Source organism: Altererythrobacter sp. CAU 1644 (assembly GCF_029623755.1).
Taxonomy (GTDB): domain Bacteria; phylum Pseudomonadota; class Alphaproteobacteria; order Sphingomonadales; family Sphingomonadaceae; genus Erythrobacter; species Erythrobacter arenosus.
Genome location: NZ_CP121106.1, coordinates 1,023,036 through 1,047,620 on the forward strand (window position 1 = coordinate 1,023,036; position 24,585 = coordinate 1,047,620).

Annotated in this window: 21 protein-coding genes; 12 read left to right on the forward strand and 9 right to left on the reverse strand. The window is 64.5% G+C overall.

Annotated elements, in window-relative coordinates; translation table 11 throughout:
• Positions 1 to 25: 25 nt before the first annotated feature.
• The 3 genes from P7228_RS05060 to P7228_RS05070 all read left to right on the forward strand — a co-directional run bounded on the left by P7228_RS05060 (position 26) and on the right by P7228_RS05070 (position 2,668).
• Positions 26 to 331: a hypothetical protein gene (locus P7228_RS05060; protein ID WP_278017126.1), complete on the forward strand. Its 306-nt coding sequence runs from the start codon at positions 26 to 28 to the stop codon at positions 329 to 331.
• Between the two features lie 493 nt (positions 332 to 824).
• Positions 825 to 1,916, forward strand: coding sequence for a ribosome small subunit-dependent GTPase A (rsgA, locus tag P7228_RS05065; protein ID WP_278017127.1), 1,092 nt, complete (start codon positions 825 to 827; stop codon positions 1,914 to 1,916).
• Positions 1,913 to 2,668, forward strand: coding sequence for a VOC family protein (locus P7228_RS05070; protein WP_278017128.1), 756 nt, complete (start codon positions 1,913 to 1,915; stop codon positions 2,666 to 2,668). The genes rsgA and P7228_RS05070 overlap by 4 nt, the downstream gene beginning before the upstream one ends.
• A 557-nt stretch (positions 2,669 to 3,225) precedes the next feature.
• Here the strand turns inward: P7228_RS05070 and P7228_RS05075 are convergent.
• From P7228_RS05075 to P7228_RS05085, 3 genes are all read right to left on the reverse strand, one after another.
• Complete coding sequence (locus P7228_RS05075; protein WP_278017129.1) at positions 3,226 to 4,362, reverse strand: acyl-CoA dehydrogenase family protein; 1,137 nt, start codon at positions 4,360 to 4,362, stop codon at positions 3,226 to 3,228.
• Between the two features lie 24 nt (positions 4,363 to 4,386).
• A complete protein-coding gene (locus tag P7228_RS05080) occupies positions 4,387 to 5,583 on the reverse strand; it encodes an acyl-CoA dehydrogenase family protein (RefSeq protein ID WP_278017130.1) in 1,197 nt (398 codons plus the stop codon).
• 128 nt (positions 5,584 to 5,711) lie between these two features.
• Positions 5,712 to 6,908, reverse strand: coding sequence for a fumarylacetoacetate hydrolase family protein (locus tag P7228_RS05085; protein ID WP_278017131.1), 1,197 nt, complete (start codon positions 6,906 to 6,908; stop codon positions 5,712 to 5,714).
• Between the two features lie 138 nt (positions 6,909 to 7,046).
• Between P7228_RS05085 and P7228_RS05090 the strand changes: the two genes are divergently transcribed.
• A complete protein-coding gene (locus P7228_RS05090) occupies positions 7,047 to 8,783 on the forward strand; it encodes a sensor domain-containing diguanylate cyclase (protein ID WP_278017132.1) in 1,737 nt (578 codons plus the stop codon).
• Here the strand turns inward: P7228_RS05090 and P7228_RS05095 are convergent.
• From P7228_RS05095 to P7228_RS05110, 4 genes are read right to left on the reverse strand one after another with little or no spacing between them, the layout of a single operon-like run.
• Positions 8,780 to 10,057 (reverse strand): NADH:flavin oxidoreductase/NADH oxidase family protein, encoded by a 1,278-nt coding sequence (locus P7228_RS05095; RefSeq protein WP_278017133.1) that lies wholly within the window; start codon positions 10,055 to 10,057, stop codon positions 8,780 to 8,782. The genes P7228_RS05090 and P7228_RS05095 overlap by 4 nt on opposite strands.
• Positions 10,054 to 10,461, reverse strand: a complete 408-nt coding sequence (locus P7228_RS05100; protein WP_278017134.1) for an acyl-CoA thioesterase — start codon at positions 10,459 to 10,461, stop codon at positions 10,054 to 10,056. The genes P7228_RS05095 and P7228_RS05100 overlap by 4 nt, the downstream gene beginning before the upstream one ends.
• Before the next feature lie 10 nt (positions 10,462 to 10,471).
• The gene (locus P7228_RS05105; protein ID WP_278017135.1) at positions 10,472 to 11,083 is read right to left on the reverse strand and encodes an HAD family hydrolase; all 612 of its coding nucleotides are present in this window, start codon (positions 11,081 to 11,083) and stop codon (positions 10,472 to 10,474) included.
• 3 nt (positions 11,084 to 11,086) lie between these two features.
• The gene (locus P7228_RS05110; protein WP_278017136.1) at positions 11,087 to 13,255 is read right to left on the reverse strand and encodes a S9 family peptidase; all 2,169 of its coding nucleotides are present in this window, start codon (positions 13,253 to 13,255) and stop codon (positions 11,087 to 11,089) included.
• 141 nt (positions 13,256 to 13,396) lie between these two features.
• Between P7228_RS05110 and P7228_RS05115 the strand changes: the two genes are divergently transcribed.
• The 5 genes from P7228_RS05115 (at position 13,397) to P7228_RS05135 (ending at position 18,797) form a co-directional block, all read left to right on the forward strand.
• Positions 13,397 to 15,202: an aminopeptidase P family protein gene (locus tag P7228_RS05115; RefSeq protein WP_278017137.1), complete on the forward strand. Its 1,806-nt coding sequence runs from the start codon at positions 13,397 to 13,399 to the stop codon at positions 15,200 to 15,202.
• Between the two features lie 72 nt (positions 15,203 to 15,274).
• Positions 15,275 to 15,664, forward strand: a complete 390-nt coding sequence (locus tag P7228_RS05120; protein WP_278017138.1) for a VOC family protein — start codon at positions 15,275 to 15,277, stop codon at positions 15,662 to 15,664.
• A gap of 211 nt (positions 15,665 to 15,875) precedes the next feature.
• On the forward strand, positions 15,876 to 16,598 hold the full coding sequence (locus P7228_RS05125) for an EF-hand domain-containing protein (protein ID WP_278017139.1): 723 nt from the start codon (positions 15,876 to 15,878) through the stop codon (positions 16,596 to 16,598).
• A gap of 52 nt (positions 16,599 to 16,650) precedes the next feature.
• Positions 16,651 to 17,385 (forward strand): response regulator, encoded by a 735-nt coding sequence (locus P7228_RS05130; RefSeq protein ID WP_278017140.1) that lies wholly within the window; start codon positions 16,651 to 16,653, stop codon positions 17,383 to 17,385.
• Positions 17,385 to 18,797: a sensor histidine kinase gene (locus P7228_RS05135; protein WP_278017141.1), complete on the forward strand. Its 1,413-nt coding sequence runs from the start codon at positions 17,385 to 17,387 to the stop codon at positions 18,795 to 18,797. The genes P7228_RS05130 and P7228_RS05135 overlap by 1 nt, the downstream gene beginning before the upstream one ends.
• On the opposite strand, the gene P7228_RS05140 is transcribed toward P7228_RS05135, so the two are convergent.
• Both P7228_RS05140 and P7228_RS05145 read right to left on the reverse strand, forming a co-directional pair.
• A complete protein-coding gene (locus P7228_RS05140) occupies positions 18,794 to 19,876 on the reverse strand; it encodes a glutathione S-transferase family protein (RefSeq protein ID WP_278017142.1) in 1,083 nt (360 codons plus the stop codon). The genes P7228_RS05135 and P7228_RS05140 overlap by 4 nt on opposite strands.
• A 13-nt stretch (positions 19,877 to 19,889) precedes the next feature.
• Complete coding sequence (locus P7228_RS05145; protein ID WP_278017143.1) at positions 19,890 to 21,428, reverse strand: helicase HerA-like domain-containing protein; 1,539 nt, start codon at positions 21,426 to 21,428, stop codon at positions 19,890 to 19,892.
• 150 nt (positions 21,429 to 21,578) lie between these two features.
• Here P7228_RS05145 and pabB point away from each other — a divergent pair, with 150 nt between their 5' ends.
• Genes pabB through arfB form a run of 3 tightly spaced genes read left to right on the forward strand, consistent with a single transcriptional unit; the run spans position 21,579 to position 24,470 of the window.
• On the forward strand, positions 21,579 to 23,402 hold the full coding sequence (gene pabB, locus P7228_RS05150; protein ID WP_278017144.1) for an aminodeoxychorismate synthase component I: 1,824 nt from the start codon (positions 21,579 to 21,581) through the stop codon (positions 23,400 to 23,402).
• Entirely contained in the window at positions 23,399 to 24,061 is a 663-nt protein-coding gene (locus P7228_RS05155) for an RluA family pseudouridine synthase (RefSeq protein WP_278017145.1), read from the forward strand. Before pabB ends, P7228_RS05155 begins: the two co-directional genes overlap by 4 nt.
• Complete coding sequence (gene arfB, locus P7228_RS05160) at positions 24,054 to 24,470, forward strand: alternative ribosome rescue aminoacyl-tRNA hydrolase ArfB (protein ID WP_278017146.1); 417 nt, start codon at positions 24,054 to 24,056, stop codon at positions 24,468 to 24,470. The genes P7228_RS05155 and arfB overlap by 8 nt, the downstream gene beginning before the upstream one ends.
• The last annotated feature ends 115 nt before the right edge of the window (positions 24,471 to 24,585 follow it).

Here is a 24,585-nt window from a genome sequence, read left to right on the forward strand (position 1 = left end):
GCCAACCACTCAGCGTGATGCGGACATGACCAAGGCGCATAAGTTCCTGTCGCTCACAGCATGGGCCCTGGCCTTCGCAATGGTCGGGTTGGTCACGCGCCTCGTCACCCAGAATCAGATCGAGACGCGTTACCTGGTTGTCCTGTTCTGCGGGCTCGCCCTGATGGTCGAATGGGGAATCCGTCCGGCGCTGGGCTCGAAACGAGATTGGGCTCGCTTTGCGCTCAACTGTATCGCCGCGACCTTGGCTATCATCGCCGTGAAATGGACCATTGAAGGCGTGCACCCATGGGTGATCAGGGCAGCGAGGCTAGTTGGCCAGGGATTGTGACCCGAGGTATAACAACGCGACCAATAGACTACTGCTGCAGGATTGCCCGCCCCATGCTAGAACTAGCTCATGCCAGGGAGTGATGGTCGACCCGGCCAACCATGTCGGTCAGCGCGAGATCTTCCCCGATAGGGATGGGAATCCGCTCCAGGGGGCATCTCGGCCAATTTTCGACAATGGGCCGCAAGCGGACGGTCTGGTTTTGGCGGGACAACACGCTCGATCGGCAGCATCAGCTTCTGCGTCCTGCCAGAGACCACCGGTCCTGTGGACCTTGTGGTTCGGTCGAAAAATGACTAAGATGACCGCAGGAAAAACGGAGCTTTGATGTCCCGGTAAAGTGGGGAGGAACGACGTTCCTCCCGGTGCAAATCTGACGAAGCGTCACGGTTGCCAGGTTCGCCTGAGTGACTTCCTTCGTCTGTGACCTCAGTACATTCTGACACTTTGCGCCCGAGCAACGCTCGCGGCAGCGACATGAAAGCTATTCACAATGACCAAGGATTTTTCCGTGTTCCGTTCATCCAAGGCTTTGGGCGGACTAAACCAACGACAACCGACACCTCTCGAAACGCTTGGCTGGCAACCGTTCTTCTCTCGGCAAGTCAGCGCCGATGATCTGTCTGAGACTCCGCCTGTCCGCATCGTCGAAGTCCATCGCGGTGCAATGCATGTGGTCGGCGATGGTATCGATCGGGACATCGTGCCCATCGACGGCGTAGCCATCGGTGACTGGATCATGCTGAACCCCCAGCGACCGGGCGCGAGCCGCATCCTCGCCAGAAAGAGCCTGATCAAGCGTCGCGCACCTGGGACGGACCGGCAAGTGCAGCTCATCGCTGCCAATATCGACACGATTTTCATCGTTTCCTCGTGCAATCAGGATTTCAAGGTCGCGCGCCTGGAACGCTACATTGCCATCGCTTTCGAAGCAGACATCGCTCCGGTCATCCTGCTGACCAAGTCCGATCTGGCACAAGGCGTCGAGGAATATCTCGCCAAAGCTCAGGCGATTTCCGATCTGGTTCCGGTCATTGCTCTCGATGCGCGTGGCGCCGAGCCCAGAACGAAGCTCAGCCCGTGGTGCAAATCAGGTCAGACCGTCGCGTTTCTCGGCTCGTCGGGCGTCGGGAAATCAACCCTGACCAATGCCTTGGCCGGAAGCGATGCTATCGCAACTCAGCCGATACGCGAGGACGATGCAAAAGGGCGCCACACGACTACCCGGCGCCAGTTGCACCTGATCCCGGGCGGTTGCGTCGTTCTCGATACGCCGGGCATGCGAGAGCTGCAATTGACCGATGCAGCGTCCGGCATCGACAGTGTTTTTGCCGATCTGCACGAACTGGCGTCCCAGTGCCGCTTTAAAGACTGTCGGCATGAGGCTGAACCGGGGTGTGCAATCCTGGATGCCATCGAACATGGCACTATCGAGGAGGCCCGGCTGAACCGGTGGCGCAAGCTCAAGGCGGAAGAGGCGTTCAACAATGCCAGCCTCGCGGAACGCCGATCAAGAGACAAGGAGTTCGGAAAAATGGTCCGTCGGATCAAGAAAGCGAAATTCGACGAAGGAGAAGCATCATGAACTCGGAGAAGATCGGCCGGATCATCTGGCATGACCTGTTCTCGAGCGACCTTCAGCGCTCGCTGGACTTCTACAGGCGCGTCGCAGGTTGGCATTATGAGAACGAGCACGCGACGGACTTTGCGTGGGGCGGCGGCGAGAAGGATTTCATTCTTGCGCTGCTGGACGGCGAAGCAGGCGCCGGTTGTACGCAGACTCCCGAGGCGTTTCCGAACAGCTGGATCGCTTATGTAGAAGTCGCGGATGTCGATGCGTCATGTGCCCAGGCGCAGGAGCTCAGCGGAACCATCCTGCGCGAACCCTTCGAGGTTCCGGGGGTGGGCCGAAACGCGTTGTTGCGAGACCCTGCGGGTGCGCTGATCGGTTTGGCGCTCTCGCGCCATGACTATCCCGCTCCGACCCGGCAATTCGGACCCGAGATCTATCTGTCGGGACGGTCCGAGTTCCCCGCCGGGTTCTATTTGGAACTCTTCGACTGGGAGCTCTCTGCAGCATCGGGGCGCACCGATGGAGAGCGCCGCATCGTTGGACCTTCCTCCACCGATATTGGGCGACTGCTGAATGCTGGTGGTCAGGATACGCAGGCGATGTGGGTGCCGAGCGTGCGGGTCGATGACGCGCATCGCGCAGCGCTGGAAGCCAAGGTGCTGGGAGTCCAGCTGCTTGAGGGCAGACCCTCCAAAGATTGGGAGAGCAATCCTGTGCTCCTGAGCGATCCCGGGGGTGCCTCGTTATGCTTGGTGGATAGCTAGCGGAGGGCACCGATCACATCAGGACTCGGTTTGCAGAGCCGGGAAATGTCCGCTCTTGGACTTGCGCTAGTCGGTCTTGAATGTCCGTCATTGGGTAGATAGCGGACGTTCGAACTTTCCTACATCCACGATCGCATGCCATCTTGAACTTCGCAGCGCGCTCCCATGCAGCGTAGCACCGGCTCTTTCGTCATGTGAACTTCATCCCAGGGAAGCGCTGCCATCAGGCGGGGCAACTCAACTGTCGCACGGGTCACACGTCGAACAGAAAAGGTCACAGATCGGGCGCCTTAAGGTCACACTATTCGTGCTCCAAGGTCACGCTTCTGCACGCACAGTCACACTTTGCGCCGCTATAGTGACGGAAAGGGGCTTTTCAGCCTTGGACCGTGTTCCAAGTGTTCCATCGAGTAGGATTTTGTGGGGCATAGGCCTGCAGTCGGCATCCCCGCGAACGCGGGGATCCAGTGCCTGCGAGTTGGGTACTTGCGGCTCTAGATTCCCGCGTAGGCCTTTGGCCTGCTTCGCAACCGCGGAAATGACGACGTTAGATCAGCCTACCCGTTCGACAGCGCCACGTGCCGTTTCATATGGTGGTCGATGTTTCCGAATTCGGAATCGAAGATCGTCAGCCGCTTGAAATAGGAGCCGACCGCCAGTTCGTCAGTCATGCCCATGCCGCCGTGGATCTGGATCGCATCGCGCCCGATATGGTGCGCTGCCTGCCCGACGCGGACCTTGGCCGCCGAGACCGCCAGCTTGCGATCGCGCTCCGCCTCGTCGAGCTTGAGCGTGGCGAGGTAGGTCATCGAAACCGACTGTTCGTATTCGGTGTACATGTCGACCATGCGGTGCTGCAGCACCTGGAACTTGCCGATCGGCACACCAAACTGCTTGCGCTGGCGCGAATATTCGACCGTCATCGCGTGCGCGACCTTCATCGCCCCCATCGCCTCGGCGCATTGCGCCGCGATGGCTTCGTCGACCACCTGCTCGATCAGCGGCAGGGCATTGCCTTCCTCGCCGATCAGCGCCTCGGCCGGGACGGAGGCATTCTCGAAATAGACTTCGGAAGCGCGGCGACCGTCCACCGTTGGATAGTCGCGCGTGACCACGCCATCGGCACCCTTGTCGATCACGAACACCGAAATGCCCTGCGCATCGCGGCGCTCGCCGGATGTCCGGGCAGTCACCACCAGGTGCGTCGCCCAGGGCGCGCCGACCACCACTGCCTTGTGGCCGCTTAGCACGTAGCCGTCGCCATCCTTCTTCGCCGTAGTCGTCAGATCGGCGAGGTCGTAGCGGCCCTGCGGCTCGGCATAGGCGAAGGCATAGATGCGCTCGCCCGAGACGATGCCGCCGATATGCTCTTCCTTCTGCGCGGCAGTGCCCGCATGCTTGAGGAACCCGCCCGCGCAGACCACGGTCGGCACGAACGGCTCGACCACCAGACCCTTGCCGAATTCCTCCATCACCACCAGCGAATCGATTGCGCCGCCACCGAAGCCGCCGTCGTCCTCGCCGAACGGCATGCCGAGGATGCCGAGCTCGGCCAGTTGCGCCCAGATCTCGGGCCGCCAGCCGCTGTCGCTTGCGATCACCTTGCGGCGGGTCTCGAAATCATAGCTCTCGCGGATCAGGCGCGAGAGCCCGTCGCGCACCATGTCCTGTTCTTCGGTGAAATTGAAATCCACGTGTTGTCTCCCGCTCGGCCGGCTTCAGAGGCCGAGGATCATCTTGGTGATGATATTGCGCTGGATCTCGTTCGACCCGCCGTAGATCGACGTCTTGCGCATGTTGAAATAGGTCGCTGCCGAATGCTGGGCGTAGTCGGGCCCGATCGGATATTCGTTCGATCCGACGTCCGCCATACCGTGGTAATAGGGCGTGCCGTAATGGCCGACCGCCTCGAGCGTCAGTTCGGTCAGGCGCTGCTGGATCTCGGTCCCCTTGATCTTGAGGATCGAGCTTTCCGGCCCTGGCCCCTTGCCCGCCTGTTCGCCCGCGAGCGTACGCAGTTCGGTGATTTCGAGCGCGGCGAGATCGATCTCGAGCTGGCTCACCTTGCGGGCGAAATCGAAGTCGCTCATCAGCGGGGCGCCGTCGAGCTGTTCGCTCCTGGCGATCTCGCGCAGCCGTTCGACGCCGCGTTTCGAGCGGGCGACACCGGCGATCCCGCTGCGTTCGTGCGCCAGCAGGAACTTGGCATAGGTCCAGCCCTTGTTCTCTTCGCCGACAAGGTTCTCGACCGGCACGCGCACATCGGTCAGCCAGGTCTCGTTGACCTCGTAGCCGCCGTCGATCAGCTTGATCGGGCGCACCTCGATCCCCGGCGTCTTCATGTCGATGAGGATGAAACTGATGCCCTCCTGCGGCTTGGCCGCGTCAGGGTCGGTACGGCACAGGAAAAAGCCCCAGTCGGCATGCTGCGCCAGCGTGGTCCAGGTCTTCTGGCCGTTGATCACATAGTGGTCGCCGTCGCGGACCGCAGTGGTCTTGAGCGAGGCGAGGTCCGAACCCGCGCCCGGTTCCGAATAGCCCTGGCACCACCACACCTCGCCGCTGCGGATGCCCGGCAGGTGCTGCGCCTTCTGTTCCTCATTGCCGAAGGTATAGATCACCGGGCCGACCATCGACACGCCGAAGGGCAGCGGCATGATCGCGTTCACGCGCGCATTCTCTTCCGACCAGATATAACGCTGGGTCGGGGTCCAGCCTGTGCCGCCATATTGCTCCGGCCATGCCGGGACCGACCAGCCCTTGCGCCCCAGGATCTTGTGCCAGGCGACCATGTCCTCGGGGTCGAGATCGTCGCGCAATCCGTCGGGTGAAATATCCTTGGGGTAGTTCTCGGCGATAAAGGCGCGCACTTCGTCGCGGAACGCCATCTCCTCGGGGGTGAAATCCAGGTTCATGGTGCGGGACTCCTCTCGCTCTCGGGAGTCTTACTTACACATGTGTCGGTGGGTGGGAAGGGTGGTGCCGTTAGGGAAGGTGCGAGAAATTTCGCCCGTCGGCGGTGTCTACAGGCAGGCCACCGCTGCTATTTTCCGGTCACCTCGACCCGAATGTCGCCCAGCCGCGCCGAGCGGTGCTCGACCACGTCGCCCGGCTGGAGGAAATGGCCGCTGGCGAATTCATTGGCGATGAAAGTCTCGATCACGCTCGGCACCAATTCCTCACCACGTGCCCAGCCCGCGGTGAGCAGCCAGCGCGCGCCGCCCTCGATGATGTCGCCCCGGGTCGGCTGGGTGAAGATGACGCCCTCTGCCGTGCCGCTCATCAAGGTCATGTCGGGCGTGATCGCTGGCTGCGGGGCGAGCTTGTAGTACCGGCCCTCAAAGAGGAACCGCTGGCGCTGCATGTCAGCGAGCGCCTTCTCCGCCAGCGCGCCGAAATCGAGCGTCATTTCCCCGCCGCGCGCATCCTGCCGCGGCTCGCCGTTGACGAAGGTCATCATGCGCTCCTGTGCGACGAAGCTCTGCCAGTCGCGCGGCACCACCAGCAGCGCGCCTGCCGGGTAGAAATCCTCGCGGCTCTTGCCATCGCTGAACCCGCGGCCGCTATCGAGGTTGTCGGGATCGATCAGCCGGATCAGCCGGCTGCGGTCGGTGAAGTCGCCGCACAGGAACAGGCCTTTGGCAGCGGCGTCGAAATCCGCGCGCGAGGCAATGGGCCGGTCGAAACGCATGCACAGCTCGACTTCGTAATCGAGCAGCACGTCGGCGCGGCCGGCGACGTTCGACCGTGTGCCCATCGCCGCGCCGAACTTGGGAAACTGGAACACCGCATCGCTCGCGGCTTCCTCCGCGTGCTCGGGGAAATTGGTCCCGGTGCCGATATGGCGATCGCCGCGCGGCGCCGCCGGCAACAGCTCGGCGATCGGATAGCTCGCCAGGAGCCCGCCGAGCGAGGCGAGCGAACGCAATTGTTCATCGGTCGCCGCCGCGAGCACCGCGAAGGGATCCTCGCTCCTCACGCCCGTGGCGCGCGACAGGTCGACCGCGGTGATCGCCTCGGCCGCGAGTTCGGTCACCAGCAGGGTGGCTACCGAGCCATCTCCGCGCTTCACCTGCGCCAGCGTGACGGCTTCGCTCAGCGGTGCGAGCGCGGGGTCGAGCGGTTCCTGCTCGAAGCTTGCGACATTGAGCCGGGGGTCGGGCGAGGTCGCCCAGAGCAGAAACACCCCGCCAATCGCAAGTGCGAGGATTAACAGGATAATCTTGCCCAGCCGAACCATCCGCCAACCCTAGCATAGTATTTGTCGGCATTCATACTTGGCGCCAAGAGGATTGCACTTCCGCCCATCACAAATGTAAATTTTTTCCTGCTGCCGCACTTAGTAAAAGTTAAAAGTTGCGTCATTATAGCAATTTGCGTGACGGGCAGGGGCTACACCATAGCGGCGGCGGCATATGCTGCACTGGTTTTTCTGGCGGCGCTGGCGCTCGCTTATAATCCGGTCGCGCGCGAAGGCGCGATTGCCCCTGCCTGTATCGCCAATCAATCAGCGTCATTGACCTCCGAAGCGCTGGCAGGCCCCGGCGCTCACTGGGACTGCACGAGTACCAGCGGATCGGTTAGCGAGATCGCCGCGCTCGTCCGGTTCGACCTTGCCGAGGCGCGCCAGCTTCCGATCGTAATGCGGACCCGGATCGGGCTGTTCGATCGCCTCGAGCTGAGCGTGGTCGACGCCGACGGCACGGTCCGCCAGTCGATCTTCGAACGGGATGACGTCAAGCTGATCTCCAACGATCCGATGTTCCTGGCCGACCTTCCCGAGGTCAGCGAAACCAGCCGCGCCGTGTTCATGCAGATCAAGGGCGCGCGCCACGACCCCACCGTACTGCGCGCGCTGCTATTCCCGCAGGATCCGACCCTGTCGCATGGACACCTGCTGGCCTTGCTCGGGATTGCCGTGCTGCTTGGGCTGGTGATCGCTCCGGTGATCTTCGACCTCGCCTTCTACGGCGCGCTCAAGTCCGAATTCCTCCTCTGGCATGCCGCCCTGTCGCTGAGCTTTGCGCTGCTGGTGCTATTTCGATCGGGACTGGTGGTCGAATTCCTGCCGCTCACAATCGAGGTCTGGCGTGGCCTGCTGATCATGGGCCTGGGGCTATGCGCATTTGTCGGGGCGATGTTCACCTGTTCCTTCGTGGAAAACGACAAGCTCGATCCGCGCCTGCGCAAGTGGCTCCCCAGAATGGGGGTCTGGGCACTTATCGCTTCGGCGATCCATGCCTCGGCGTTCGATTTCCTCGCGCCGCTCGGCGGATCGTTCCATTCCTACGCGCTGGCGCCGGTGCTCATCACCTTCATGCTAGCCATGGTGGACGCCTACCGCCGCGGTTCGCGGGCCATCCGGTTCCAGATTCTCGGCTGGGCGCCGCTGATGCTCGCCTTCGCCCTGCAATTGCTTACCTATATCACGCCGCTGGGGCTGCCGACCGATGCCCTGCCGATGTTCTACCTCGGCACGCTGAGCGAGACGACGATCACCGCGATCGGCGTGGCCGACCGGTTCTTCCTGATGCGGCGCGAGCGCGACGAGGCGCTGATCGAGGCGATCGAGCTGGAGCGCCTTTCAGTGCGCGATCCGCTCACCGGCCTGCTCAACCGCCGCGCGATCGACGAGCGTTTCGAGGAACTGCACATCGGCGGCTACGAAACTTTCGCACTGGTCGATCTCGATCACTTCAAGAAGGTCAATGACAACGAGGGCCACACTACGGGCGACAGGGTGCTCCAGGTCGTCGCCCGAACGCTCAACGACGACGCCGGCACGATTGCGATGCGGCTCGGCGGAGAGGAATTCCTGCTGATGATGCGCGGGGCCGATGCCGAGGAGCGCGCCGAGCGACTGCGGCAGATCGTCTCGCTCCGCGTGGCGCGGGAACTGCCCGAACTGTCGCAAGTGGTCACGGCGAGCATGGGGCTGCTGGTTGCGCCCCGGCGTGCACTGCCCAAGGCCGCGTTCTCCGATATCTACAGCCGCGCCGACATGCTGCTCTACGAAGCCAAGGCACAGGGCCGCAACCGGATGGTCAGCGAGAAGCTGCGCCCTTTCAGCCCGCGCAACAAGAACGATCGGCGCGGCGACGCCAAGGTCGCCTAGGCCGCGGCGCGCCAGTCACGATAGCGCTTGGCGCGCCTGGCCGCGCGGTATTGGTCGGCCAGCAATGCCATCGTTGCCGAACCGCCATCACCGGGTGCCTTGCCCTTCGCCATGCGCTCGATCTGCTGCTTGGTCAGCGCCATGGTCGCAAGCCCCTTGAGCGAGGGATTGGCAAAGCCCGCGACCGGCAGGGTGACGTCGGTCTTGAGCCGCTCGCGCCAGTGCCTGGGGAGAGCCGGATCGCTCGCCATTGCCCGGCCGAGCCCCAGTAGTTCGACCCCGAAGCCATGCTCGTCATGCGCGAGCGCCGCCTCCGCCACCTCCAGCCGGGTGATGCCGCCCGTGACCATGATCGGCATGTCGGCGACCTTGGCGATGTCGCGCGCGAAATCGATGAAATATGCTTCGCGCGCCAGCGTCGACGACGTCGAGCCGCCGCTCTCGTGGTCGGCATTGCCCTGCATCGCGGGACTCTCGTAGCTGCCGCCCGACAACTCGATGAAGTCGAGCCCGTGCCCGTTGAGCCATTCAACCACCTGCCGCGCGTCGTCGAAATCGAAACCGCCGCGCTGGAAATCGGCCGAGTTGAGCTTTAACCCGACGCCAAAGCTGAGCTTCACCCGCTTGCGCACGGCATCGACGATTTCGAGCAGAAAGCGCGCGCGGTTTTCAAGGCTGCCGCCCCATTCGTCCTCGCGCCGGTTGGTCAATGGCGAGAGGAACTGGCTGACCAGGTAGCCATGCGCGCCGTGGATCTCGATCCCGTCGAAGCCTGCTTCCTGCGCCGCCTCCGCACTATCGGCAAAGCGCGTGACGATCGTCTCGATCTCGCGCTCCTCCAGCGCGCGGACCGGCGCGAACAGCGAAGAGAACTTGCCCAGGTTGAGTTCGACGCCCGAAGGCGAGACGGCGGTTTCACCCAGGCTCTTGTATAGCTGGCGCCCCGGATGGCTGATCTGCAGCCAGAACTGTCCGCCGCCGGACTTGCCGATCCGCGCCCATTCCCTGAACGGCGCGAGATCGGTGCCTTTTTGCAGCACCACGGCGCCCGGCCCCGTCAGCGCCGCGGGATCGACCATGACATTGCCCGAGAGGATCATGCCGACGCCGCCTTCGGCCCATTGGCGGTAAAGATTGAACAGCTTCGTGCCCGGATACTGACCGGGCTGGACCGCGAGATTCTCCTCCATCGCCGCCTTGCAGAGACGGTTTGCGAGCGTGGTGCCGTTGGGGAGTTTGAGCGGCTGGAAGATCGGGCTGTCGGTTTCGCTCATGGTTCCTCCGATATCTGGAAAGGTGCGATCACTTCGGGCCTCACCCTGACAAGGCGCTGGCTCGCACGATCGAGCATTGCCCATGTGGTTCGGGCAGAGACGATAATCTTTCCCGCGTCGGTCCTGAAGTCGACCCGCCGGTCGGACTTGGCACCCTGCGGCGCATCGGGGATCCAGGTCTCGCCGGTCACGGTCTCGCCCTCCGCGATATTGCCGCGGTAGTCGATCTCGTGGCGGATCACGACCCAAAAGAAGGCGCCATGGTCTTCGCTTCGCGCCGCCGCATCCCAATGCGCCGTCGCGATATCCTGAACCCAGCCGACCCAGACAGTGTTGTTGACGTGACCAAGCTCGTCGATGTGTTCCGGCAATGCGGTGAAGGCCATGCTGAACGCGGTGCTCATGCCTGTGCTTTCACATTATCACATCGAGTTGGGCAAGGTCGCAGCGCGCAGCTTGAGCGGTGGTGAAGACCCGGCCGATCATGCCGACCGCTTCAGCGCCAGCGACGTTGCGGGGCAGGTCGTCAAAGAACAGGGTTTCCTGCGGATCGAGCGATCCCGCATCGATCAGATGTTGATAGATGCGCGGATCTGGCTTGAGCACGCCAATTTCGGCTGAAACCGCGGCATGCTCGAACAGGTCCCAGAAATCGTAGCGGCGCCGCAGGTGCGCCACGATCTCACGAACATTGTCAGTAAGTGCGAACAATCGGTGGCCGGCGGCGGCCAAGTCGCGCATTAGCGGGACCGTACCCTCAAGCAGCACCATGCTGTCGAACAAGGCTTGATAAAGCCGGTCGACTTCATCGTCGGCGAGCCCATGTCTTTCGATGAAAAGTGGCTTTGCCTCTTCTAGCGAATGCTCTCCGCGATTGACCGCGATCCAGGTTTCGCTCCTCGCAAAGGGCGAACGAAACCCCGGCTGGTCGACCCGCTCATCGCCAAGCGCATCGCGCACGATGGCATGCGGATCCCAGGGCACCACCACATTGCCGATGTCGAAGACGATATTGCGGATTGGCAAGCGCTATTCCTCCTCGGTCAGTCCCATCTGCCACAGGATGAAGGCGACTTCCTCGGCGACTTCATAGACTGAATTCCACCGGCCCGACTTGCCGCCGTGGCCTGCGCCCATATTGGTCTTGAGCAGCAGTTCGTTGTCGTCGGTCTTCACATCGCGCAGCTTGGCGACCCATTTGGCAGGCTCCCAATAGGTCACGCGCGGATCGTTGAGTCCGGCGGTAACCAGTAGCGGAGGATAAGCCTTAGGTACGACTTGATCATAGGGCGAGTAGCTTAGGATATAGCCGAAGGCTTCCTTGTCGGTGATCGGGTTACCCCACTCCTGCCATTCACCCGGAGTCAGCGGCAGGCTTTCATCGAGCATGGTGTTGAGCACGTCGACGAACGGAACATGCGCCACGATCGCGCCCCACAACTCGGGCGCCTGGTTGATCACCGCGCCCATCAGTTCGCCGCCGGCCGAACCGCCCGAGGCGGTGACCTTGCCCTTGGCGGTGTAGCCCTGATCGATCAGCCCCTTCGCCGCATCGACGAAATCGTTGAAGGTGTTACGCCGTTCGAACGCCTTGCCCTGCAGATACCAGCGCCGCCCGAGGTCGTCGCCGCCGCGGATATGCGCGATGGCATAGGCGAAGCCGCGATCGACCAGGCTCAGCCGCGTGGTCGAGAACCCCGGCGGCACGGCATAGCCATAGGAACCGTAGGCATAGAGATGGAGCGGCCCGCCCGGTTTCCGGTCCTTGCGCATCAGCACGCTGACCGGCACCTGCGTCCCGTCGCGCGCGGTGATCGTGGTGCGCTCGGTAGTATAGAGCGTCGCGTCATAGCCGCTCGGGATCTCCTGCTGCTTGAGCAGTTCGAGCGCGCCGGTCCTGACGTCGTAGTCGTAGACCGAATCCGGCGTGACCATACTTTCGTAGCCGAGCCGCAGCTTCTGCATGTCGTATTCGGGATTGTTGTCCAGGCCCGCGTCATAGCTCGCCTCGGGAAAGGCGATCGGTCGCGCTTCCATCGGTGCGTCGTAGCTGCGCAGCTGGATCTGGTCCAAGCCGTCAAGCCGCCCTTCGGTGACGAAGAAGTCCTTGAACAGGTCGAACCCGGTCAGGTAGAATTCGTCCGATCCCGCAATCACCGTTTCCCATTCGCCCGGCGAAGCGAGCGAGGCCTTGGCGAGCCGGAAATTGACGTGGTCGTCATTGGTCCAGACGAACAGTTCCCCGTCGCGGACATCGACCGAATATTCGACGCCCTTGCGCCGCGGCTTGACCAGGATCTGCTCGCCGGTCGGATCGTCGGCGCGCACCAGCCGCACTTCGCTGGTCTCGTTGTCGCCGGTCGAGATCACCAGCCAGTCCTCCTGCGCGGACAAGCCCGATCCCACGCGGAAGGTGACGTCGTCTTCCCTGAATATCTCGACGTCCTCGCTCACCGGCGTGCCGATCTTGTGCAGCCGGACATTGTTGACGCGCCACTGGTCGTCGACCTTGCCGTAGGCAATCATGGTGTCGCCCGTGAGCCAGGTCAGGCCGGAGAGCGTTTCCGGGATCTCATCGCCCAGCAGTTCGCCCGTCTCGAGATCCTTGATCCGGGCGGTGAAGCGTTCCGAACCGTTGGTGTCGGTCGAATAGGCCATGAAGCGACCGTTGCGGCTGACCGACAGCGCGCCGAGGCGGAAATACTCGTGCCCATCGGCCAGCGCATTCTCGTCGAGCATCAGCACCGCGTCGCCGCCCGCGACCGGCCGGCGATACCACTTGCGGTATTGCGCGCCTTCCTCGAACTCGGACCAGTAGAGCCAGTCGCCATCCTTCTGCGGAACGGTCGAATCGTCCTCCTTGATCCGCGCCTTCATCTCCTGGAACAGCTCTTCGGTGAGCTGCTTGTTCGGAGCCATCCGCGCTTCGAACCAGGCGTTCTCGGCCTTGACGTAGTCGAGGATGCCCTCGTCATCGACCGTCGGGTAGGACGGGTCCCGGAGCCAGTGATAGGGATCGCTGAGCGTAATCCCGTGGTGCGTGTAGCTGTGCTCGCGCTTCTCGGCGACGGGCGGAGAGGTCGGTACCTCGCTGTTCACTTGGGGCTTGTCCTTGTCCTGATTGGCGGCCTGCGCTGCCACGGGCATAGCGGCGAGGCAAGCGGCAAGAGCCGCCGCAGCGGGTTTCCATGTTTTCATTGGGTATGCCTTCTTGTGCGATCCGTTTCCTATTCGCGCCCAATGGCTGGCAAGCCGGGGCTTTGGCCCCTATGTTGGTCGCTATGGAATGCGCTCGTGCCAAAACCGCGCGAGCAACACAATATTGCAGGAACCGCCCGAATGCTGATGCAGACACACGAAGCCCGTCTCGATGCCTTGCGCCGCGAACTGAAGCACCGCGAACTCGACGGTTTCGTCATCCCGATCTCCGATGAGCACATGAGCGAATATGTCGGCGCCTATGCGCAGCGCCTCGCCTGGCTCACGGGCTTTGGCGGCAGCGCGGGCAGCGCGGTGGTGCTGGGCAACGCGGCGGCAATCTTCGTCGATGGCCGCTATACCGTCCAGGTCCGCGACCAGGTCGACGAAAAGCTGTTCGAGTACCGCTCGGTACCCAAGGACACGATCGGCGGCTGGATCGTCGAGAATGCGGCTGAGGGTGCGCGGATCGGCTATGACGCCTGGCTCCACACCAAGCGCTGGGTCGAGACGGTGCAAAAGCAGCTCGACAAGAAGGGCGCCAAGCTCGTCCCGGTAGACGGTAACCCGATCGACGCGGTGTGGCAGGATCGCCCCGCCCCCTCTGACGCCCCGGCCCTGATCCACGCCCAAGAGGTAGCTGGACGCTCCTCGGCCGAGAAACGTGCCGAGATCGCCGAATGGCTCAAGGCGGAAGGGCATGACGCGGCTGTCATCTCGGCGCTCGATTCGATCGCCTGGGTGCTCAATATCCGCGGCCAGGACGTCGAGCATACTCCCGTCGCGCTGTCCTATCTCGTCGCCCATGCCGATGGCACGGCGGAGCTCTTCATCGCCCCGGAGAAGGTGTCGCCCGAGCTGACGCAGCACCTCGGCAATGCGGTGACGATCCGCGAGCGGTCGGGCTTTCCCGACGCCTTGGAAGGCTATTCGGGCAAGAGCGTGTCGGTCGATCCCAACTATGGCGCAGCGGCGATCGCCCAATTGCTCGAGAAAGGCGGTGCCAAGGTCAGCTTCGACCGCGATCCGACGATCCTGCCCAAGGCGGTGAAGAACCCGGTCGAACAGCAGGGACACCGCGATGCGCAGGCGCGCGATGGCGCCGCGGTCGCGCGGTTCCTGCGCTGGATCGAGCTCAACGCGCCGTCGGGCGAGATCGACGAGCTCACCGCGGCAGCCAAGCTCAAGGAATTCCGCGAAGCGCATGGTGATCTGCGCGACCTGTCCTTCGACACGATTTCGGCCGCCGGGCCGCACGCCGCCCTGCCGCACTACAAGGTCGACGAGGACAGCAATATCCCGATCCCGCCCTCGAGCATCTATCTCGTCGACTCGGGCGGGCAGTATCAGGATGGCACCACCGACATTACCCGCACCGTGTGGGTCGGCCCGGGCGAGCCGACGCAAGAGATGCGCGATCGCTATACCCGCGTGCTGAAGGGCCATATTACGATCGACAGCGCGATCTTCCCTTCGGGCACCGCAGGCAGCCAGCTCGACAGCTTTGCCCGGCAATATCTGTGGCAGGCGGGTGTCGATTATGCCCATGGCACCGGCCACGGCGTCGGCAGTTTCCTGTCGGTCCATGAAGGGCCGCAACGCATCGCCAAGGCAGCGGGCGGCCAGGCCGGCACCGACCAGGAACTGCTCGCCGGCATGATCCTCTCGAACGAGCCGGGCTATTACAAGCAGGGCCATTTCGGCATCCGGATAGAAAACCTCGTGCTGGTCGAGCCACGCAAAATCGAGGGTGCCGAAGGCGACTATTTCGGGTTCGAGAACCTCACCTTCGTCCCGATCGACCGGCGCCTGGTCGACAAGTCCATGCTCTCGCCCGCCGAAATCGCCTGGTGGGACAGCTATCACGCCAAGGTCTACGCCCTGCTGTCACCGCAGCTCGAAGGGGACGACCTGGCCTGGCTCGAAGGACAATGCGCGCCGCTGTGACGGGGCTTGCCCGATCGTATTTGTTCTCGTATTGTTCCGCTTGATGGTCGCGATTCGCAAAGGAGATTTCAGATGATCGGATATGTCACCTTGGGTACCAACGACCTCAAGAAGAACGCGCCATTCTACGACGCCATCGCCCAGGAGATGGGATATGAGCGGATGATGGATTTCGACACCTTCATTGCCTGGGGCAATTGGGACGTGGCCGGTGTTGCGCTGACCCAGCCCTTCGACGGCAAGGCGGCGAGCGTCGGCAACGGCACCATGGTCGCGCTCCAGGCCAAGGATGCCGACCAGGTCAAGCGCATCTATGACATTGCCCTGGCCAACGGCGGCAGCGACGAAGGTGCGCCCGGTCCGCGCGGCGAGCCCGACGAGAATGGCAATACCTTCTACGCCGGATATTTCCGCGATCCCGAGGGCAACAAGCTCAATGCCTTCTGCATGACCCAGGGCTGATGGCGCGCGCGCCTGTTCGCCTTGCACCCAGGTGAACGGGGCGCAGATCGCGATACAATTCGCGACAATTCTCCGCGCTCCCGGCATATTCCTGCGACACTGGCAGGCTAGACAAGGCGAACGAGTTGCGGCGGCGCGGCGGGCGATGACCCCCTCCCCCATCCGGCCCCGCGCCCCGCAGCTCAAGAGCCTTTCTCTTGGGAGTATCACGATGCGTAAACTGACCCTTTCCCTTTCCGCAGCCGCGCTGGCGCTGACCGGCGCCGGCGTTGCGCTTGCCGATCACCACGGCGGCAAGCGCGGCCACAATCCGGACACCGATGGCGACGGTGTCGTCACGCTCGAAGAGCACCGCGCGCACGCCGCCGCGATGTTCGCGCGGATGGATGCCAATGGCGACGGCGTCCTCAACGAGACCGACCGCGCCGCACACGATGCCCGGCGCGCCGAACGCCGCGCCGAACATTTCGCCAAGGCCGACACCGATGGCGATGGCGAACTCTCCGCCGCCGAGATCGAGGCGGCCCACGCCGCGCGCATGGCACAGCGCGAATCGAAGCGTGGCGGACGCAGCGAGGCGCGCCCAGCCCAGATGCTCGAGAAGTTCGATGCCGATGGGAATGGCTCGATCAGTCAGGAAGAAATGGCGGCCGCCCATGCGGCCCGCAAGGAACACATGGCTGCCAAGCGCGGCGATGGCGAAATGCGCGGCAAGCGCCAGGGTCGCGGCGGGATGCACCGGATGCATGCCATGCTCAAGCGCGCCGATACCGATGGCGACAAATCGCTGAGCCGCGCCGAGTTCGACGCGGCGACGGACGCTCATTTCGCCAGCATGGACACCGATGGCTCGGGCACCATCTCCGCCGAAGAGCGCCAGGCCGCCCGCGCGGCGATGCGCGCAAAGATGACGGAACGGCGCCAAACACAATAGGCCGCATTCGCGTCGGTTGAGCAACCGGCGCGACTGCTTCATTAGGCCAGTCATGAGCGAGACCAAGCCCGTGTCCCTGCTGCTCGTCGACGACGAAGCGACATTGCGAGAGCCCCTGGCCGAATATCTTGCCGGCCAAGGGTTTGCGGTGCGCGAGGCTGACAGCGCGGCCGTGGCCCGCAGCCGGCTGATCGACAGCCGCCCCGACCTGGTGCTGCTCGACGTGATGATGCCGGGCGAAGACGGGCTGTCGCTGTGCCGCCACCTGATCGAGACCGGCGGGCCTCCCGTCATTCTCCTCACCGCGCGGGGCGAGGCGACCGACCGCATCGTCGGGCTCGAGATGGGGGCGGATGATTACGTCGCCAAGCCGTTCGAGCCGCGCGAACTGGTCGCGCGCATCCGTTCGGTCCTGCGCCGCGCGACGACCAACGGCAGTGCGGTTGCGAGTGGCGATCTCGGCTACGAGTTCGAGGGTTGGCAGCTCGACCCGCTCAAGCGCAAGCTGACCGACCCGCAGGGCGTCGCCGTCCCGCTGTCGACTGCCGAGTTCCGCATGCTGCGTGCCTTTCTCGACCATCCGCGCGAGGTGCTAGACCGCGACCGGCTGCTCGACATGGTGCAGGGGCGCGAGGCGCATCTGTTCGACCGCGCCGTCGACAACCAGGTCAGTCGCCTGCGGCGCAAGATCGAGGCCGACACACGCGATCCGCAATTGATCCAGACCGTGCGCGGAGGCGGCTATTGCCTTGCCGCGGACGTCCGCCGGACGGGTCCGGTCCGATAATGGCGCGCCTGCTGCCCAGGAGCCTGCTTGGCCAGGTGATGCTGGTGCTCGCGCTCGGCCTCATGGTCGGCCAGGCCGTTTCGGGCGCCATGCTCTACCGCGCCGCCGAACAGCGCCGCGAAACCGCGCTGGTGCATTCGCTGGCGTTCCGCATCGTCGCGGCGCTCGAAGGCCCGGCCAATGCCGAGCGGATCGCGCGCCACCAGGCCCGCCGGTTGAATCGCGATGGCGGCGGCCACCGCCCGCACGACATGCGCGGACGCGCGCGGCTGGGCGTCGAACTCAGCCAGGTGTCCCCGCTGGGCCAGGGCGGAAAGCGCTTGCCGGAGCTGGAGGCGACGATTCGCGACCTGCTCGACCAGCATGATCTCGAGCTATCGAAGCTGGTCGTGCTGCGCCGCAGCGCAGGCGATGACCCCTTTCTGCAGGATCGCCCACGCTTCCACGAACGGCTGGGCGGCGAAGGATGGCAGCGGCGGCAGATCTACGTGGCCGGGATCGCGCAGGATGGCGCGCCCTGGCGGATCGTGCGCGTGCCCGAACCCCGCGCGCCGCGTGCGATCGTCGGCTCGATACTGCTGCAGACCCTCGTCACCTTTGTCGTGCTGGTGGCCCTGCTGTTCCCGATGCTGCGACGCATCACCCGGCCGCTCGCCAGCCTCACCGCACGGGTCGACGATTTCGCCCGCAATCCCGATCGCCCGGTGGCGCTCGCAGAGAGCGGGCCGGAGGATATCCGCCACCTGATCGCCGCACATAATGCGATGGAAGCGCGGATCGCGGCGATGCTCGACGAGAAAGACGTGATGCTCGGCGCGATCGGCCACGACCTCAAGACCCCGCTCGCGGCCCTGCGGGTGCGGATCGAGAACGTCGCCGACGAGACGCAGCGCCTCCGCATGGCCGAAAGTATCGAGGACATTACCCGCACCCTCGACGATATTCTCAACCTCGCCCGCGTCGGCCGTTCGACCGATCCGCTCGAGAAGACCGATCTCGCCGCCTTGCTCTCGTCGCTGGTCGAGGAATACGAGGATATGGGCGAGCCCGTGGAAATGGCCGAGACGGACCGCGTTGTCGCGCAGGTCCGCGCCACCTGGCTGCGCCGCGCGGTCCGCAACCTGATCGGCAATGCACTGCGCTATGGCGGCACAGCCCGGGTCTCGCTCGCCGCCGAGGGTGATCGCGTGACAATCCGCGTGGATGACGATGGCCCGGGAATCCCGGAAGACCAGATCTCCGCGATGCTCGAACCCTTCGCGCGCGGCGAGGCGAGCCGCAACCGCGCGACCGGCGGCGCCGGGCTGGGCCTGACGCTCGCGCGGGCCATTGCCGAGCAGCATGGCGGGGCATTATCGCTCGCCAATCGCGCCGAGGGCGGATTGCGCGCCGGGATCAGCCTGCCGCGCTAGGGCGGCGTTCCCTCGCCATAGACATTGATCGCCTTGCCGAAGGGCAGGTGGTGGTCCTCGTTGAAGCGAGGGGGCGGTATGTCGCCCGACCAGAGGATCTCGGCGCCGTCGTAACTCAGCAACGCCCGAACCTTGCCTTGCGCATCGGCATCGAGCGCCGCAAACGCCCGGCGCAGCTCCTCGAGGCACCATACGCGGTAGCGCGAAGCCGGAAGCTTCTCGTAGCGGCAGCCCTGGATCGTGACGCCAAAGTGCGTCTCGTCCCTTCCAAAGGCCGCGGCATTGGCCGCAAGCTGGACGAGGTGCGTCTCGCAGGCTTCCCGCAGCAGCGCGGCAGCGTCCGGCGGCACTTCCGAAAGGAATTGCGGTTCGTCGACCTGCGCAGCACACCACATCCGCGCCACCCATTCGAACACCAGCGGCGCGCGCTGGCGCATGATTTCCGCCGGGGTCGGGTCCTGCCCGAAATGGCGGAACATCGGCCCCATCATGCCGTAGTCGGCGAGCGAGGGTGCATTGCCGAGCAGGAAGGGCCGATTCGCCAGCATCGCGCTCATGGCATCGAGCGCGTTGAGATAGGCCTTGTCGGCATGCGCGCGGGTCGCCTCATTCACCCCGTCCTTGACCACGAAATTGGTGAACTGGCGCTTGGCAATCCGCATCCGTTTCAGCCAATGCGGCGCCCTGATGAAGCCGCCAACCTCCTCGGCCAGGTGATCAGAGATAAAACGCCGGTCGCGGCGATAGCTCCAGCGATAATGCATCGCGGGACGCCACAGCCACTCGTCGCCATAATCCTCGACCAATGCCGCGACGAATCCAACGACCGGGTCGGCAGGCAGGATCGATGGCGTCGGATGTTCCTGCTCGACCTGCAGCAGGATCGGCGTGGTGTCGCTCATCCAGCGACCGTCATCGCGTTCGACGATCGGCATCTGCACCGCGCCGACCTTCTCGATCAGCATCCTCGCCTCGCCATAGGGCGTCGGCAGCGCTTCATAGGCGATGCCCTTGTAGCGCAGATAGGCCTCCAGCTTGCCGGTGTAATAGGAGACCGACGAGCCATAGACCTTCCACATGGCGCGGCCCTCCCTAGCGCATCAATCCGCCAATGATGTTGCGGACGAAGGCGGTTGCGCCGGTCCGTAGCGGGTCGGCGCGCGATTTCTTCCCCAGCACCGTCGCGACCGCGATCGAGGTCAGCGAACCGGCCGCCGCGGTGGCCGCGCTCTTGCCGGCCTTGCCGAAATCGATGCCCCACAGGCTGGTCGACTTGCGCTCGCGCTTGCCGACTTCCTCGCGCCCTTTCTCCTCGACTTCCTTGGCGGTCGCCGCGGCATCGGCGGCCTTTTGCGCCAGCACCTCTTCCGCACTCTGGCGGTCGACGGCCGTGTCGTACTTGCCCTCGACCGGGCTGACCGACTGGATGATCGCACGTTCCTTGGGATTGACCGGGCCGAGGCGGCTGCGCGGCGGCTTGATCAGCGTGCGTTGGACCACCGTGGGCGCGCCGTCTTCATCGAGCGTCGAGACCAGCGCCTCGCCCACCTTGAGTTCGGTGATCGCCTGCTCGACGTCGAGGTCGGGATTGATGCGGAAGGTCTCGGACGCCGCCTTGATCGCGCGCTGGTCGCGCGGGGTGAAGGCGCGCAGCGCGTGCTGGACCTTGTTGCCCAGCTGGCCGGCGACTTCCTCGGGAATGTCGATCGGGTTCTGGGTGCAAAAGTAGACGCCCACGCCCTTCGAACGGATCAGGCGCACGACCTGTTCGATCTTGTCCTGCAGCGCCTTGGGCGCGTCGTCGAACAGCAGGTGCGCCTCGTCGAAGAAGAACACCAGCTTGGGTTTCTCCGGGTCGCCCACTTCGGGCAGGCTTTCGAACAGCTCGGCGAGCAGCCACAGGAGGAAGGTCGCGTAGAGCTTGGGGCTGCGCATCAGCTTGTCGGCGGCGAGGACGTTGACATAGCCGCGCCCCTGTTCGTCCACCTTGAGGAAATCGTCAATCTCGAGCGCGGGCTCGCCGAAGAACCGGTCCGCGCCCTGGCTTTCGAAGCTCAGCAATTGCCGCTGGATCGCGCCGACCGACTGGCGCGAGACGTTGCCGTATTCTCCCGAGAGCTCCTTGGCGTTCTCGGACGCCCATGCCAGCACCGCCTGCAGGTCGCCGAAATCGAGCAGCAGCAGTTCGTTGTCGTCGGCGTGGCGGAACACGATCTGCAGCACGCCCTCCTGGGTGTCGTTGAGATCGAGCAGGCGGCTGAGCAGCAGCGGCCCCATTTCAGATACCGTGGTGCGGATCGGATGGCCCTGTTCGCCATAAAGGTCCCAGAATACGACCGGGTTATCCGAATAGGCATAATCGTCCATGCCCAGTTCCTTGGCCCGGCCTTCGAGCTTATCGGCATGCTTGAAGGTCGGCGAGCCGGGCATGGCGACGCCCGAAAGGTCGCCCTTCACATCGGCGACGAACACCGGGACGCCGTTGGCGGAGAAGCTTTCGGCGAGCCCCTGCAAGGTCACCGTCTTGCCGGTGCCGGTCGCCCCGGCGATCAGCCCGTGGCGGTTGGCGCGCGACAGGTCGAGATATTGCTTTTCGCCATTGGCCGCGAGGCCGATGAAAATCTGGCTCATTTGTAGGGTTTCTCCGCTCCCGAATGATTTGCACGGTGTGGAGCAGGGGTAGGCGATGGGTCAAGTTCCGGCTCGTAAAACCCTTGCGCGGTTCTAAAGGGCCAAGCCAAGGCTTCCATTCGCGCGCGAGACCACTAAGGCATGATGGAAATGGGTCAGAACACACCTTTCATCCTGCTGGACGACGCGCGTGCAGTTGGCGCCGCAGCCGCGCAACTGTTCGAAAACCCGCGCCAGGTGTTCGTCGCGCAGCGCGCCGAGGATGTTCCCGCCATTCTCGAAGCCGCCGATGCGGCGCGCGTCGAGACCGGCGGACATCTGGCCGGCTACCTCGCCTATGAGGCCGGGCTGGCGCTCGAACCGAGGCTCGCGCCGCTCGCGGCCGCGCGCAGCGGGGCGGCGGGGCCGCTGGTCTGGCTCGGCCTGTTCGACGACGCGGTTGAGATCTCCGCCGAAGACATGCCGCGCTGGCTGGAGGAACAATCGGGCGGAGATGCTTCGCTCGGGCCGCTGGTGCCGCAGGTTTCGAACGGCGGCTATGAGGCAGCCTTCGCGACCTTGCAGGAGGCCATCCGCGCGGGCGACATCTACCAGGCCAACCTCACCTATCCGCTCGCCGGGTCCTATCGCGGCGATCCGCTGGCGCTCTATGCGGCGCTCCGCCCATCGGCGGGCGCGGGTTACGGCGGACTGGTCTACGACGGTTCGCACTGGCTGCTGAGCCTCAGCCCCGAACTGTTCTTTTCGCTCAAGGGCGGCGCCGACGGGTTTGGGGCCAAGGTCAAGCCGATGAAGGGCACGCGTCCCCGGCTCGAGGACGAGGTCGCCGACCTTGCCATGGCCGAGGAACTGGCATCGTCGGCCAAGGACCGGGCCGAAAACCTGATGATCGTCGACCTGATGCGCAACGACCTAAGCCGGGTGGCCGAGGCCGGCAGCGTCGAGGTCGAGGGGCTGTTCGCGGTCGAGAGCTATCCCACCGTCCACCAGATGGTCTCGACCGTCCATGCCCGCTTGCATGACGGCAAGGGGGCGGTCGATCTGGTGCGCGCGATCTTCCCCTGCGGCTCGATCACTGGCGCGCCCAAGATCCGCGCGATGGAACTGATCGACGATGTCGAACGGGACGCGCGGGGCCCCTATTGCGGCGCCATCGGGCGAATCGATCCGGATGGCAGCGCCGCGTTCAACGTCGCGATCCGTACGCTGCGCCTGACCCCGATCGAGAACGAGCAGGGCAGCGCCGTGCTTGGCGTTGGCTCGGCCATCGTTGCGGACAGCGACGCGCTCGCCGAGCGCCGCGAAAGCGAGGTGAAGGCCGGATTCGCCCGCGCCACGTCGCCCGATCATCGCGCCGCGCAGTTCGACCTGATCGAGACCATGCTGTTCGAACCCGAGGCGGGAATAGAACTGCTCGAACTCCATCTCGAGCGCATGAAGGCGAGCGCCGCCGAACTCGGGTTTTCCTTCGACCGCCATGCCGCCCGCAACCAGATCCAGGCGCTGTGCTTCGATCTCGAGGACCGGCGCAAGCTTCGTCTGCTCGCGTCGCGCAAGGGCGCGCTGGCGCTGGAGGCGCAGGCGCTGGGTGAGCCATCGGCTGCCGCCCTGCACTGCATCGCCCTACCGCTGCCGGTCGACCCCGGCGACTGGCGGCTGCGGCACAAGACCAGCGACCGCGCCTTCTACGAGGACGCGCTGAAGGTCGCGCAGGACTGCGGCGCGCAGGAGGCCCTGTTGGTGCGCGCAGACGGGCTCGTCACCGAAGGCTGCTTCACCAATATCTTCGTCGAACGCGACGGGGTGCTGCTCACCCCTCCGGCCACGCTCGGCCTCCTGCCCGGCGTCCTGCGCCGGTCGCTGATCGAGGCGGGCAAGGCCGGCGAGGCCGAGCTGACGCTGGACGATCTCGCAGACGGATTCCTGCTCGGCAATGCAGTGCGCGGGCTGACCAAGGCCAAATTCATCCCATGATCGACATTCTCTACGAAGACGGCGAAGCATTGGTCATCGACAAGCCCGCCGGCCTGTCGATCGATCGACCCCGCAAGGGCGGCGCCTCGCTCGAGGATCACCTCGAGGCGCTCAAGCTGGGGTTCCAGCGCCCGCCGATGCCCGCGCACCGGCTCGACACCGATACTTCGGGCTGCCTGCTGCTCGCGCGCAATCCCAAGGCGTTGAAGCGGTTCAACCGGGCCTTCGAGGAGCGCCAGGTCGAGAAGGGCTACCTTGCGATCCTAGCGGGCATACCCGAGCAGGACGAGGGCACGATCGAGCTGTCGCTCAGCAAGATCAGCAGCGCCGAGAAAGGCTGGCGCATGATCGCGGCGAAGAAAGGCAAGCCTTCGGTCACCCATTGGCGGCGGATCGCCGTCCTTGGTGCCAACAGCCTCGTCCGGTTCACGCCCGAGACCGGGCGCACCCACCAGATCCGGATTCACGCCTTGGCCGGGCTCGGCATCCCGCTGCTGGGCGATCCGGTCTATGGCTCGTCCAAGGGCGCGCCGCGCACCATGCTGCACGCCTACAGGCTGGTAGTCCCGCGCGAAGGCAAGTCGGCGATCGAGGCACGGGCGCCGCTACCGGCCGATTTTCGTGCGCTCGGCGTAACCGACGAAATGATCGATGGATGAGGACCTGATCGCCCGCGCCCATGCGCTTGCCGAGGAAAGCTTCCTCGCCGGGTCGGGTCCGGGCGGGCAGAATGCCAACAAGGTCGCGACCGAGGTGCAGCTGCGCGTCAACGCCTACAAGCTGAAGCTGGCGCCGCCCGTCTTCGCGCGGCTCAAGGAGATCGCCGGGAGCAAGCTGACGGCCGCAGGCGACATCCTCATCACCGCGCGCGAGCATCGCACGCAGGAAGCAAACCGCGCCGAAGCGCGCGAGAAGCTCGAGGCGCTGCTGGTCGAGGCGCACAGGCAGCCCAAGAAACGCGCCAAGAGCCGGGTCAACCGCGTCGGCAAGGCGCAGCGCCTGAAAGAGAAGAAGGTGCGCGGTGCGGTCAAGGCCAATCGCGGCAAGGTCTCGCGCTCTGATTGGTAGGTCGCCAGAGGGGCGAACAATGCGCGCCCACGCTTGACTTTTCCCCGTGAATCACCCAATGGGCGCGCCGGACGGCGGTGCATGCTGAGCGCCGCCATTATTTTTTCGGCCATTT